The sequence below is a fragment of the Microbacterium sp. H6 genome (assembly GCF_003314775.1).
GTDB lineage: Bacteria > Actinomycetota > Actinomycetes > Actinomycetales > Microbacteriaceae > Microbacterium > Microbacterium oxydans.
On sequence record NZ_QOAY01000077.1, the window covers coordinates 25,112 to 38,692 of the forward strand.

At 68.8% G+C, this 13,581-nt stretch carries 13 protein-coding genes and 1 tRNA gene; all 14 read left to right on the forward strand.

Annotation, left to right across the window (positions count from 1 at the left end):
* Window positions 1-34: 34 nt before the first annotated feature.
* A complete protein-coding gene (locus DSP71_RS05650) occupies window positions 35-964 on the forward strand; it encodes a PfkB family carbohydrate kinase (protein WP_113680590.1) in 930 nt (309 codons plus the stop codon).
* A gap of 86 nt (window positions 965-1,050) precedes the next feature.
* Window positions 1,051-1,135 (forward strand) — tRNA-Tyr (locus DSP71_RS05655).
* A 389-nt stretch (window positions 1,136-1,524) separates the two neighbouring features.
* Window positions 1,525-2,466, forward strand: coding sequence for an aldo/keto reductase (locus DSP71_RS05660; protein ID WP_179516201.1), 942 nt, complete (start codon window positions 1,525-1,527; stop codon window positions 2,464-2,466).
* On the forward strand, window positions 2,463-3,800 hold the full coding sequence (locus DSP71_RS05665; RefSeq protein WP_113680592.1) for a M20 family metallopeptidase: 1,338 nt from the start codon (window positions 2,463-2,465) through the stop codon (window positions 3,798-3,800). Before DSP71_RS05660 ends, DSP71_RS05665 begins: the two co-directional genes overlap by 4 nt.
* On the forward strand, window positions 3,797-4,786 hold the full coding sequence (locus DSP71_RS05670) for an ABC transporter permease (protein WP_113680593.1): 990 nt from the start codon (window positions 3,797-3,799) through the stop codon (window positions 4,784-4,786). Before DSP71_RS05665 ends, DSP71_RS05670 begins: the two co-directional genes overlap by 4 nt.
* Window positions 4,783-5,652 carry an ABC transporter permease gene (locus tag DSP71_RS05675; RefSeq protein WP_113680594.1) on the forward strand — a complete coding sequence of 290 codons (870 nt, stop codon included), beginning with the start codon at window positions 4,783-4,785 and terminating at the stop codon, window positions 5,650-5,652. Before DSP71_RS05670 ends, DSP71_RS05675 begins: the two co-directional genes overlap by 4 nt.
* Window positions 5,649-7,319, forward strand: coding sequence for an ABC transporter ATP-binding protein (locus DSP71_RS05680; RefSeq protein ID WP_113680595.1), 1,671 nt, complete (start codon window positions 5,649-5,651; stop codon window positions 7,317-7,319). The genes DSP71_RS05675 and DSP71_RS05680 overlap by 4 nt, the downstream gene beginning before the upstream one ends.
* Before the next feature lie 50 nt (window positions 7,320-7,369).
* Window positions 7,370-7,549: a hypothetical protein gene (locus DSP71_RS05685; protein WP_113680596.1), complete on the forward strand. Its 180-nt coding sequence runs from the start codon at window positions 7,370-7,372 to the stop codon at window positions 7,547-7,549.
* Between the two features lie 54 nt (window positions 7,550-7,603).
* Window positions 7,604-9,031, forward strand: coding sequence for an ABC transporter substrate-binding protein (locus tag DSP71_RS05690; RefSeq protein ID WP_179516200.1), 1,428 nt, complete (start codon window positions 7,604-7,606; stop codon window positions 9,029-9,031).
* A gap of 35 nt (window positions 9,032-9,066) precedes the next feature.
* The gene (locus DSP71_RS05695; RefSeq protein WP_061017746.1) at window positions 9,067-10,137 is read left to right on the forward strand and encodes an LLM class flavin-dependent oxidoreductase; all 1,071 of its coding nucleotides are present in this window, start codon (window positions 9,067-9,069) and stop codon (window positions 10,135-10,137) included.
* A complete protein-coding gene (locus tag DSP71_RS05700) occupies window positions 10,134-11,276 on the forward strand; it encodes an LLM class flavin-dependent oxidoreductase (RefSeq protein ID WP_113680598.1) in 1,143 nt (380 codons plus the stop codon). The genes DSP71_RS05695 and DSP71_RS05700 overlap by 4 nt, the downstream gene beginning before the upstream one ends.
* Before the next feature lie 83 nt (window positions 11,277-11,359).
* On the forward strand, window positions 11,360-11,851 hold the full coding sequence (locus tag DSP71_RS05705) for an FBP domain-containing protein (protein ID WP_058633240.1): 492 nt from the start codon (window positions 11,360-11,362) through the stop codon (window positions 11,849-11,851).
* Window positions 11,852-11,897: 46 nt separating this feature from the next.
* Window positions 11,898-12,698, forward strand: coding sequence for an enoyl-CoA hydratase/isomerase family protein (locus DSP71_RS05710; RefSeq protein ID WP_061017769.1), 801 nt, complete (start codon window positions 11,898-11,900; stop codon window positions 12,696-12,698).
* 115 nt (window positions 12,699-12,813) lie between these two features.
* Window positions 12,814-13,581 (forward strand): hypothetical protein (locus tag DSP71_RS05715; protein ID WP_147251215.1); only part of this gene is annotated, 768 nt, incomplete at its 3' end.

Genomic DNA, 13,581 nt, shown 5'->3' on the forward strand with positions numbered 1-13,581 from the left:
TCAGGGCGTCCCGGCACCGCGATAGTGTCAGCGGGTGAGCAACGTGACTTCTGCTGCCGGTTCCGTGGTCGTGATCGGCGATGCCCTGATCGATGAGATCCGTGATGATTCGGGGGTGCGCGAGCTCGTCGGCGGCGCTGCGCTGAATGTGGCCGTCGGCCTTCGTCGGCTGGGGGTCGACACCACGCTGATCGCGATGGTCGGTGACGATGAAGCGGGCGCCCACATCCGCGAGTACCTCGGGGATCACGGGGTGCGCCTGATCTCGAGCGAGGCCCCGCACGGCTCCTCTCGTGCCGTCGTACAGCGCGCGTCGAATGGCGAGCCGCAGTACGTGTTCAATGAGGCGGCGCAGAAGCGCAGCATCCGATACTCCGATGAGGCACGTCAGGCGATCTCCGACGCCGCGCTCGTCGCCATCAGCTGCTTCCCCTTCGATGTGCCGGCAGAGGTCGATGCCCTGGTCGATGCCCTGGGCGATGCGAGGGTCGCCGTCGACCCGAACCCGCGCACCGGGATGCTCAGCGATCGCGAGGAGTTCGTCCGCGGGTTCGAGCGGCTGGCGACGTCGGCGGCCGTCGTCAAGGTCGGCGCGGATGATGCAGCGATCCTCTACGACGGCGACCTGGACGCACTGCGGGGGCGCCTGCGAGACCTCGGAGCCGCTGCCGTACTGGCGACCGCGGGAGCGGAAGGTGCCATGATCGATGCGGACGCCGGTGTCGTCTCCGCGCCCATCGCCCAGCTTCCCGGAGCCGTGATCGACACCGTCGGGGCGGGTGACGCGACGCTCGCGGCGGTCTCCGAGGGCCTGGTCTCGGCGTCGCCGTCCGACCTGGCGCAGTGGCGCGTGCTCCTGCTGCGAGCCATGGACATCGCCGCTGCGACCTGCCGCGCAGAGGGCGGCCTGCTGCGGACTCCGGAGTCTCTGGCCGACTCGGGGCGGGGCGTGAACGGCAGCTGACGTTTCGATTTCTTGCACCCGCCTCGGACAGGTATGCTTGTCTCTCGTGCCCCCGGTTGGCTGTTCAAGTCGGACGGGTGCGCTCTGGCGAGTTACCCAAGCGGCCAAAGGGATCTGACTGTAAATCAGACTGCACTGCATTCGGGGGTTCGAATCCCTCACTCGCCACCAGAATCAAGGCCCCGAGATCCGCGGATACACGCGAGATTCGGGGCCTTAGCTGTTCCTCGAACCAGCCGCGCGACCTCCACGTGACACGGCCGGTCAGGGCGAGCCCGATCCCGGGCACCCGCGACGGCGTTCCGAGCATCCACACGGGTCGGCGTGCGTATCCGACGTCACCGCCGTCGTCGCCTGGCCACGTCCGCTGCACGGCCCTCGACGGAGCGGACCGTGTGAAGGGGGGACCGGACCTGCATCGCACGTCGACGGGCTCGACGAAGTCTCCCTGTTACGCGTCGTGAAGCCGGATATCCATCGACGACGAACGGTGACTGCGGACGGGCTGCAGGTGCGGGCGAGCCCATAGATTTCGGGCAGAAGTCGACCCGAGGAGTCCCGTGCACACCGTCAGCATCCCAGCCGTCGCGCCATCGGCGCAGACGAGCATCACCCTGGCCGGGCGACCAGTCTCCCGGCTCGGCTTCGGCGCCGCCCGGCTCACCGCAGGTGACGGATGGGGGCGCGCCTCCGACGAGGGCGAGCCACGTCGGCTCCTGCGTGCGGCGATCGACGAGGGATACGACTACGTCGACTCCGCCGATGCGCTCGGTCCCGGCATCAGCGACGAGATCATCGGAGACGTCGTCCGTCCCTCTGAGAAGGTGCTCGTCGCGTCGAAGGTCGGGATGCTGCGCACCGGTCCGCACGGGTGGGGTGTGCTCGGCCGACCGGACTATCTCCGTCAGCAGGTGCACGCCACGCTGCTCCGACTGCGCCGGGATCAGATCCCCCTGCTGTACCTGCACCGCATCGACCCTGCCGTCCCGCTCGCCGATCAGTGGGGAACGCTGCGCGAGCTCCGCGACGAGGGGCTGATCGGTCACCTCGGTGTGTGCGAGCCGGACCTCATCCAGCTCGACGAACTGGTCGAAATCGAGGTGCCGGCGGCCGTGCAGAGCCTGTACAACATCGCGGCGCCGGCGAACGCGGTGGTCGCCGACAGAGCCGCGGAGCTGGGCGTGCCCTTCGTCGCCTACTGGGCGCTGATCGGTCGTGGGCTGGCGCGCAGCGAGTACGACCGGGTCTTCCGGGTGCTCGGCGCGGGGGGAGCACCGTTCGGATTGTCGGCAGCGCAGACCGCCCTCGCCTGGGCGCTGAGCACGCGTCCGAACGGACTCGCCCTCGTCGGGTCGCGCTCCCTCCGACACCTCGCCGAGAATCGACGTGCCCTGGAGTTGCGACTGCCGGATGATGTGACGAGTCGGCTGGCAACCGAGGTCGCCGATGCGCTCGGCGGCGTCGCCTTCGACCCGCGTCGCACGGCGGAGGACGAGAGATGAGCCTCGACATCCGACCCGGCACAGACCCGCTCGACGCGTATCTGGCCTTCGACACCGCCGCACCGCAGCGGGGGAGCATCCCCGCCGATGCCTCGATCGAGAGTGCCTTCGACGGTGCCGCGGACGGCACGCACGACCGCATCGCCGCGTCGGTGAGGGCTCTGCGCCCCGAGCTCGTCGCGCTCGCCACCGATCTGTACGAAAACCCCGAGATCGGCTTCCAGGAGGTCTACTCCTCCGGACGCATCGCCGACCTCCTCGACGCACACGGCATCGACGTCCAGCGCGGAGCCTTCGGACTCGACACCGCTTTCCGGGCCACGGTGGGCGAGGGCGACGCGCACTTCGCGATCATCGCGGAGTACGACGCGCTGCCGGAGGTCGGTCATGCGTGCGGGCACAACATCATCGCCGGTCAGGCAGTCGGAGCCTTCCTGGCGGCACGGGATCATCTCGCGCCGGGCGGAGGGCGCCTGTCGATCATCGGTACCCCGGCCGAGGAAGGCGGGGCGGGCAAGGAGCTCATCATCCGCGCCGGCGGTTTCGACGACGTGGATGCCGCGGCGATGGTGCACCCGGGCGGAGGTACCAGTGTCTCCCCGGTGTATGGAGGCGGCACGAGCGGCGTGCGCCGCGTGCGGGTGACCTACCGCGGTCGCGCGGCCCACGCCGCGCTCAGTCCGTACCTCGGTCTCAACGCGCTCGACGCCGTGGTCACCGCCTACCAGGGCGTGGCGCAGCTGCGTCAGCACATCCTGCCCGTCGACCGGATCCACGGCATCATCACCGACGGCGGCGCGGCGGCCAACGTCGTGCCGGAGCGCGCCGCTGCGGAGTTCCTCATCCGCTCGACCGAGGTGGCGACGTTGAACGCCTTGACGCAGCGAGTGGTCGACATCCTCGAAGCGGCGGCGCTCAGCACCGGCACCACGGCGGAGCTGGACGTCGACTTCGAGCCGCCCTACCTCCCGCTGCGCCCGAACGTCGAGCTGAACAAGCGCTGGGCCACCGCCCTCACCCGGCAGGGCAGATCCGTCCCCGTACGGCCGGCGGTCGTGCGGCAGGGCGGCCCATCGACAGACATGGGCAACGTCAGTCAGTTCATCCCGGCGATACACCCGGCGCTCGGTCTGGGCGCGGCCTCCGACGTGCTGCCCCACAACGCCGCCTTCGCGGATGCCACCGTGCGTCCTCCTGCGTTCGACACGCTGGTCGACGGTGCGATCGGTCTCGCCGCGACAGCACTCGACTACCTCGCCGACGAGGGGCTGCAGGCGGCGGTCTCCGCCGAGTTCGTCGCGACCGGTGGACGGTACCGCTGGGGGGACGGATGACGGCGACAGCAGCGCTCGCACCGGCCACCCGGGTGCGCGGCCTCCGTTTCGGGGGGTGGCTGCCGTTCACCCTGCACCGGCTGCTCGACGCGGTGATCGTGCTCTGGGCAGCGGCGACCCTCGCTTTCGTGGCGCTCAAGCTGATTCCCGGCGATCCGCTCGACAGCCTGCTCGCCGGGGTGCTCGATGCGCCGCCGGAGCTGCGCCAACAGGTCGCCGCGTATTACGGCCTCGACCAACCCGTGTTCGTGCAGTACCTCACGTTCCTCGCGAACCTGGTGCAGGGGGATCTGGGGATCAGTTACCAACGCTCCGCCCCCGTCACACAGATCATCTTCTCCGAGCTCGGTGCGACGGTCGAGCTCACGGTGACCGCCATGGCGATCGCCGGCATCGTCGCGGTGGGACTCGCGCTCGCCACTTCCGGACGTCGCCGCTCGGCGCGTCTGGCTGCGCAGGCGATCGAGCTGGTCGCGATCTCGGTGCCGTCGTTCTGGCTCGGCATCCTGCTGATGAACCTGCTCTCGTTCACGTTCCCGATCTTCCCGGCCTTCGGCGCCAATGGTCCCGCCTCCCTCGTGCTCCCCGCCGTCACCCTCTCGGTGCCGCTCATCGGGGTGCTCGCCCAGGTGCTCCGCGAGCGCATGGAGTACACGCTGCACGAGCCCTTCGTGACGACCGTCCTCGCCCGTGGTGTCTCGGAGAGTCGGCTGCGCTCGCACCACGTGCTGCGCCATGCCGCGATTCCGGCACTCACGCTGAGCACCCTGATCTTCGGCTCGCTGCTCAGCGGCGCAGCAGTGCTCGAGACCCTGTTCGCCCGTCCGGGCCTCGGCCGCATCGCCGTCTCCGCGGTCGCCGACCGCGACATCCCGGTGGTGCTGGGCACCGTGGTCTTCGCGGCCCTGGTGTTCGTGGTCGTGAACATCGTGGTCGACCTCGTGTACCCGCTGTTCGACCCGAGATTGAAGGAGGCGCGCTCATGACCGCTTCGGCCGTCCTGCAACCGGCCCCCGCCGACGGCCTCGTGCGCCGACGGGTGCATCCGCCGGTCGGCGTGCTCCTGGCGATCGCGGTGCTCGCCGCCCTGCTCGTGATCGGCCTCGCTCCTGGGGCCTTCACCTCATATGACCCGTTGCAGGGTGATCCGCTCTCCTCACTCCAGGCGCCGAGTGTGGCGCACCCCTTCGGTACCGATCAGCTCGGTCGCGACGTGCTCTCACGCGTTCTGCACGGCGCCCAGTACTCGCTCTCTCTGGGCCTGCTCGCGACGGCGATCGGCCTCGTCGGCGGCATCGTGCTCGGGGTCGCCGCCGGATACTCCCGCGGCTTGGCCGACCGGCTGATCAGCCGGTTCCTCGACATCCTGCTCGCCTTTCCCGAGGTGCTGCTCGCGCTGATCCTGATCACCGTGCTCGGCCCGGGGATGTCGAGCGTCATCTGGGCCGTCGGTATCGGCCGTATCCCCGGTGCGGCTCGCCTCGTGCGGTCTCAAGTGCTGCAGGTGCGCCGATCCTCCTACGTCTCGTCGGCCGTGGGGCTCGGGCTGCCGTCGCTCACGGTGGTCGCGCGGCACGTGGTTCCCAACAGTCTCGGCCCCGTGCTCGTCAACTCGGTGCTCGGCGTCGGGGTGTGCATCATCTTCGGCGCGTCGCTGAGCTTCCTCGGACTCGGTGCCGTGCCGCCCACCCCGGAATGGGGGCTGATGCTGTCGGAGGCCAGACAGTACCTCTCGCTCGCTCCGTGGGTCAGCGTCTGGCCCGGAGTCTTCATCACCCTGACCGTGGTCTCGGTCACGGTGACCGGCCGTTGGTGGCAGCAGAGCGTCGTCTCGCGGAGGAGGTCGCTGTGACCGTCGTCGATTCCCACCCCCTGGTGTCGACCGTCGACGAGGAAGCCAACGAGACGGCGATCGTCTCGGTGCGCGACCTGCGTGTGCGCTTCCCCGGGGCCGTTGCCCCTGCGGTCGACGGCGTGTCGTTCGCCGTCACTGCCGGACGCTGCGTGGCCCTGGTCGGTGAATCGGGGTCGGGCAAGAGTGTCACCGCGCGCAGTCTTCTCGGACTGTCCGGCCGCGGCGCGCAGATCACATCGACCGAGCTCCGCTACGGCGCGATCGACCTGAGGGGGCTGCGTGGTCGCGGATGGTGTGCCGTGCGGGGGAGTGGGATCGGCCTCGTGCATCAGGACGCGCTGGTCTCGCTCGATCCGCTGCGTCGGGTCGGAGCCGAGGTCGCCGAAGGTCTCGATGGCATCGGCTCCCGGCGGGCGCGTGCGGCCAACGTCGAGGAGCTGCTCGGTCGCGTCGGTGTCCCCGAGCCTCGGATGCGCGCGCAGCAGCGTCCGCATGAGCTCTCGGGTGGATTGCGACAGCGTGCTCTGATCGCGTCGGCCATCGCGGGTGGGCCGCGCGTGCTCATCGCGGATGAACCGACGACGGCGCTCGATGTCACGGTGCAGGCGCAGATCATCGATCTGCTGATCGAACTCAAGACCACCGGCACCGGCATCCTCCTGGTCAGCCACGACCTCGCCGTCGTGAGCCGCATCGCCGACGAGATCCTGGTGATGAACCAGGGCGTGGTCGTCGAGCGGGGAGCTCCACGCACGATCTTCGCCGACCCGCAGCATCCGTACACGCGTCGGCTCATCGACGCGATTCCGGCCGAGCATCGTCGCGGCACGCGTCTTTCGACCGCCCCGCTGCCGGTGCTGCAGGAGCGGCGGTCATCGGAGGCCACCCTGCAGAGCGCGACCCCCGTGATCGAAGCCCGCGGCCTCCACAAGACGTACCGCGCGCCCGGTGGTGTCCTCACGGCTCTCGACGACGTCTCCTTCGCCCTCCGCCGCGGCACCACCCTGGGCGTGGTCGGGGAGTCGGGCTCCGGCAAGTCCACGGCCGCGCAGATCGTCCTCGGCACCCTCGCCCCCGATCGCGGCGAGGTGGTGTTCGACGCGAAGCCCTGGTCGGGGATCCCCGAGCGGGAGCGACGAAGCCGGCGTCCGCGCATCCAGTCGATCTCCCAGGATCCGCTCAGCTCGTTCGACCCGCGCTATGACGTGGCCGCGTTGCTCGGTGAAGCGATCGCCGCGGGTGCTGTTCCTCGCGAGCGGCGTCGGGAGCGCGCCGAGGAGCTGCTGACCCAGGTCGGACTGACCGGTGCCGTGCTCGCACGCCGTCCCCTCGACCTCTCCGGTGGGCAGCGCCAGCGGGTCGCGATCGCGAAGGCGCTCGCGACGAACCCCGACGTGCTGGTGTGCGACGAGCCGGTGTCAGCGCTCGACGTCTCGGTGCAGGCACAGGTTCTCGACCTGCTGCAGGCGCTGCAGGAGCAGCTCGGCGTCTCGCTCCTCTTCATCAGTCATGACCTCGGCGTCGTCCGCCATCTGGCGCACGACATCGTCGTGATGCGGCACGGACGTGTCGTCGAGTCGGGCCCGGCCGACGACATCTTCGCCGCTCCCGCCCAGCCCTACACCCGCGAACTGCTCGCCGCCGTCCCGCGCCTCTTGCCCTGACCGCCCACCCGACCACACCCGCACACAGCGACCAAGGAAGAACCTTCACCATGAACAGAACACGAGCAGCATTCGCGCTCGGCGCCGTCCTGACCGCCTCCCTCGCCCTGTCCGCCTGCGCCGGCGGCGCATCGGCGCCGTCGTCGTCGGATGCCGCGGACGCCTCGCCGGTCTCCGGTGGGACGCTCACCTATCTCGCGAACACCGAGCCCGGGACCTGGGACGGATAGAAGGTCCCTTCCCTCAACCTGAACTCGATCAACAGCAGCATCTTCGACCCGCTGGTGGTGCAGGCGGAGGACGGCACGTACAAGCCGCATCTGGCCACAGGGTGGGAGATCAGCGACGACGGACTGGTCTACACCTTCACGTTGCGCGATGACGTCGTCTTCCATGACGGAACCCCGTTCAACGCGGCTGTGCTCAAGCAGAACCTCGACCGACCGCTCAACGAGGTCGGTCTGGCGACTGCGGGCAATGCCATCGTCTCCACGGCTGTCCTGAGCGACGACGAGCTGCAGGTGACCCTGGGTCGCAAGAACGCCGCGTTCATCCACGCGCTCTCCACCCCGCACTGGCCGATCTACTCCGGCAAGGTGCTCAGCGAGCACACCCCCGCCGAGCTCGGGACCGACCCGGCCCTGTCGATCGGGACCGGCCCCTTCCGCGTCAAGGAATACGCGAAGGGATCCAAGCTCGTGCTCGAGCGCAATCCCGACTACGCGTGGGCACCCGAGACCGCGGACCACGAGGGGCCCGCCTACCTCGACGAGGTCGTCATCCAGTTCGTGCCGGAGACGCAGGCGCGCATCGGTGCTCTCAACTCGAAGCAGGCCGACGCGATCGATCAGGTGCCGCCGCTGAACATCGGCGAGGTCGAGGCGGCCGGCAACACCGTCATCACGCAGGACAACACGGGAACGCCCTACTATCTCGCGCTGAACACGAACATCGCTCCCTTCGACGACAAGAACGTGCGCCTCGCGTTCCGAGAGGCGATCGACATCGATGCCCTCCTGAAGAGCGTCTACGGCGGTGTCTACAGCCGCTCCTGGACGACGACCTTGCCCGGCACCCCGCCGGTCGGCGCCTACGACGAGAGCCTGGAGGGCTCATGGGGCTACGACCTCGACAAGGCGCAGGAACTGCTCGACGAAGCGGGCTGGGACGAGTTCGACTCCGCGGGCTACCGGGTCAAGGACGGCGAGCGTCTGCACATCGACTGGTACTTCGACAGCCTGTACGTGCAGACCGATCAGCGTCAGCAGCTCGGCGAGGCCATCGCCTCCTCGCTCAAGGACGCCGGATTCGAGGTCGAGCGCATCCCGTTCGACACCGCCTCCTTCACGGCGGCGATCGCGAAGAACGAGCACAACCTCGCTGACGCCTCCCGCGGCTACGCCGATGTGGGCACCTCCGTCTCGCCCTTCACCTCCAGCGCCGACCCGCGCAACGGCGGCAACGGCATCAACTACGGCCTGCTGAACGACGAGGTCATCGACGCGCAGTACGCGATCGTGCAGTCCGACGGCGACCCCGAGGCGCGCATCGAAGCGGCGCACATCGTGCAGGCCCGCATCCTCGACGGGGGCTTCGCGGTTCCGCTGTACATCCCGAAGAAGATCGTCGGCACCACTCCGGCCGTTCACGGATGGACCTTCGACGCCGTCGGCTACACCGACTCGTTCTACGACACCTGGCTCTCCGAGTGACGCACCACCCCTGTTGAGAGGAAAAGGACCAGCACATGCCACGCATCGATCTCTTCTACTACGGAGACGTCTCGCCCGGACAGAGTCCGGTCTCGCTCTATCGCGACATCGAGGAACAGGTGATCCTGGGTGACCAGCTCGGATACAACGGCGTCTGGATCACCGAGCACCACCTCACGATGCGCGGGGAGGTGCCGGACCCGCTGCTCTTCCTCGCACGACTCAGCGGAGTGACCAGCCGCATCCGGCTCGGGACCTCGATCGTGTGCGCCCCGTTCTACCACCCGATCCGACTCGCGGAGTCGGCGCTGCTGCTCGACGCGGTATCCGGTGGGCGGCTCGATCTGGGGGTCGGCAGCGGCGTCGGCTCGGAGGAGTTCTTCGCCGTGTGGGGAATCGACAAGGCCTCGTCCTCCGCGCGGTCGGCCGAGGTCCACGAGATCCTGCGGCAGGCGATCGATGAGAAGGTCGTCGACTTCGAGGGGGAGTACTACTCCTTCCACGGTGTGGAGATCTCGCCGCCGGCGGGGCGTCCCGCACGCGACCTCATCTGGACGGCGGCCGGCCGCAACGCGATCGGCCTGGCGGCCCGGCACGGCTACCGGCTGATGATCCCGCGTCCGCTCCCGCTGGAGGAACGACTGCGGTTCAGCCGCGAGTATCGCGCCACCGTACCCGGCGGAGAGATCATCCATCTTCGATCCGGTCTCGTCGCCGAGACGAAGGACGCCGCACGCGCCGGAGCGCTGGAGTTCTTGCGCACGTACGCGCGGATCTATCTCGGTCTGGACTGGACAGGAGGGGTGGACTCCGAGGACTACGACGACATCGCCGAGCAGCTGAGCTTCGCGATCGGCACCGCACCCGAGGTCGCCGACAAGGTCCATGAGTGGAACGACCAGTTCGACGGCACCGAGCAGACCGCGATCCAGTTCCAGGGACCGGGGATCAGCCAACTGCAGGCGCTGACGGCGATCGAGCTGTTCGCGGCGGAACTGCCCGCGCTGCAGGCGGACGCCGTGCGCACGGCCGTCGACTATGTCGATCCCCGCATTCCCGAGCGCGCGCTCAGTGCCGGCCCTCGCGTGCAGGAGGCCCGCGGATGACCGCAACTACAACCTCCCCGTTCGGAGGCACCGACCTGCCCCTCGGCTCTACCACGATCGGTGACCGTCTGCGTATCGGCTTCATCACGCACCTCGACCACAGCGAGGATCCGCGATTCGTCTATCGAGACACGATCCGTCTGATCCAGGAGCTCGAGGAGCTCGGCTACGACAGCGCCTGGATCGCCACACGGCACTTCCACTCCGGGTGGGCGGCTCTTCCCTCCCCGTACGGGTTTCTGGGGGCGCTCGCCGCCGCGACGAGCACGATCGGACTCGGTACCGCGGTGCTGCCGATCATCCTCGACGATCCTGTGCGCGCCGCGGAGGAGGTCGCCGCGATCGACCATCTCGCCGGTGGGCGGCTGCTGCTCGGCCTCGGGAAGGGAGTCCCTTCCGACTCTTATCACGTGTTCCACACCTGGACGAATGACCGCGACACCAGCTTCGAGAATCAGATCGACCGTCTGCACTGGGCGCTCCAGGGAGGCGTGGTCGATGGGGGCACGGGCGCGATCTGGCCACAGAACACCGCGCTCGAGGGACGGCTGTTCCACGGCAGCTCGAACATCGACACGATCCGTTTCGCGGGGCGCACCGGCGACGGCTTCATCCTGGAGCGGTTCGGCAACGGGCCGGAGCGGCACCCTGATGCACGGGCGGCATTCCAGCGGCGCCAGGCGGACTCCGTGCGAGAGTATCGTCGGGTCTTCGCGGACACCTGGGGATCGACGCGCACTCCCTGGGTCGTCACCTCCCGCTCCGCTTTCCCCGGCCGCACGACCGAGGAAGCCCTCGCGTTCGCCGGAGAGCGCACCGCCCGCTGGAACGTCGCCAGCGCTGCAGCCGGACGCGTGGATCTGTCGCTGTCGATCCCGGACCAGCTGCTGTCGGACAACTTCGCCTGGGGGAGCCCTGAGGCGCTCGCCGCCGATCTGCTCGCCGACCCCACGATCGCGCTGACCGACGAGCTGGTGCTGGGCATCCATCCGGCCGTGCTCGACAGGGCCGAGACGATTGATCGCGCCCGCGTGCTCCTGCGAGAGGTCGTGCCGCTGGTCGAGGAGGGGTGGCGCGCGCAACGAGCACCCGCGCTGGCAGAGGTGAACGCCAGAGCGGACACACTGCAGGGGAGCTGACGCGGCTCGAGTCGATTCGCAGAACGGGGGCGGGGCGGGGGGTCCCCACCCCGCCCCCGCGAACGGTTTCCTAGACTGGAGAGATGCGACCGCTCACCGAAGCCGAAGTCCGGGCATCGTTCGTCAATGCGGACGATGACGAGCTGCGTCTGATGGAGATGCCTCATGACTTTCTGCTCGTCGACTGGGACTACCTCGACTTCTTCGCCTGGCAGGACCCCGGAGCGAGCCGTCGCGGCTATGTGCTGATCCCGCATGACGACGAGGTGATCGGAGTGGTGCTGCGTGCGACGGACCCCGGTCGCGCGAGGTCGGGCATGTGCAACATCTGCCACACGATGCAGCCGGGGAACCAGGTCGCCCTCCTCTCCGCCCGTCGAGCAGGCGAAGCGGGCAAGCGGGGGGATTCGTTCGGCACCTACATGTGCGCCGACCTCTCCTGCCACGAGAACGTGCGCCTCGCGCACCCGCTCGCACCGAACGAGGTCAGGTCGCCCGGTCAGGTCGACTTCCGTCTCGACGGCACGCGCCGGCGCATGGAGAGCTTCGTCTCGCAGGTCTGGGAGCGGGTCTGATCGCGGTTACGCTGGTGCGACACGTTCTGTGCTCGAAGGAGAAGCCATGACTGACGCCATCCTGTTCGCCGTCGAAGAGGGGATGGCTCGGCTCACACTGAACCGGCCCGCTCGGCTCAACGCGTTCAACGCCGACCTGGCGCACGCCTGGAAGGACGCGACGGCCGAGGCCACGTCGCGCACCGACGTGAAGGCGATCCTCATCGATGCCGCGGGTCCTGCGTTCTGCGCGGGAGGCGACGTGATCGACATGGCGACGACCATGGGCGCGTCCGGTGCGGAGATCACCGCGCTTGCCGAGGTCATCAACTCCGGTATCCGCTCGCTGACGGAATCAGCGGTGCCTGTCGTCGCCGCGGCCCACGGCACGACCGCGGGAGGTGGCCTGGGCATCCTGCTGTGCAGCGACTACGCCGTCGTGGGCTCGCGGTCGAAGCTCGGTAGCCTGTACGCGAACATCGGTCTGACCCCAGACCTGTCGGTCTCCGCTCAGCTCGCTCGTGCCGTCGGCCAGCGCCGTGCCCTGCAGCTCGTCCTGCAGGATCGGCTGCTCACCGCAGCGGAGGCCGTCGAGTGGGGACTCGTCGCCGAGGCCGTCGAGGGTGAGGACGCCGCCGCGGAGGCGGAGCGTGTGCGAGCGCGCGGTGAGGAGATCGCACGCTTCTGGCTGGCGGGTGCCGCCGACGCTTACGGTCAGGCGAAGAGGCTGGTGCGCGAGCAGCCGGAACGCTCCTTCGTCGAGCAGCTGGGCGAAGAGGCGCGCTCGATCGGTGCCGCCCTCGAGACACCCGACGCGCAGGCGAGGGTCGCGGCGTTCGCTGCGGCGTCGGCGAAGAAGACCGGCTGACCTCTCCTCCCCAGACCCGAAGGGTCAACAGACTTCTCGCGACGGGGTCGAACCCCTGGCAACCGTCGGCGCGCATGGCAGGATGAAGGCATCGCCGCTCGACGAGAGGAACGCCATGTCCCAGCCGGACATCACCACGCATCGACCGCAGGGTGAGAAGAAGAACATGTCGCTGCTGATCAGGGGCTCCCTGTGGATCGCCATCGGCGCTCTCATCGCCGCGGCCCTCGTGTGCGTCATCTGGGTGCTCATCGGTGACCAAGACGGTCTGATCGGTCGTGCGTTCCTCACGATCCTGCTGCTGGCAGCGTTCGCGGGAATCGCGATCCTCGAGGCCGGGTTGGCGCCGAACCGCCCCGACTGGCTGCAGCTGGCGAGCATGGTGAGCTGGATCGTCGCTCTCCTCGTCGGCGCCGTGAAGATCTGGCTCCCGGAGGACGGGTTCTACTTCGGCGCCGAGCGCTTCTTCCAGCTGCTCCTCGTGATCGGCATCCTCCAGCTGGCCCTGCTGCACGTGCGCCTGTTCACGCCGGCAGCGCAGCGATACGTCACGACCTTCACCCGAGTGATCTACATCGTGACGGTCACTTTCCTCGTCGGTCTCGTCGGCATGCTCGTGTTCTTCCTCGCCTTCCCCCACACGTTCCACTACGGCGAGCTGTATTGGCGCATCGTGGTCGCACTCACGATCCTCGTGGCCGTTGGCACCACGCTGATCCCGTTGCTCAATGCGCTCTTCGCGCCGAAGAAGAAGACCCCGGCCAACCGTGCCGTCGCGTCGGCGCCGTCGTGGCCGACCTACGCCGATGGCATCACCCCGCTTCCGGCGCTGCCCGATGCATCGCCCGACTGGAACGCCTACTACACCGGGTACCCGACGGTC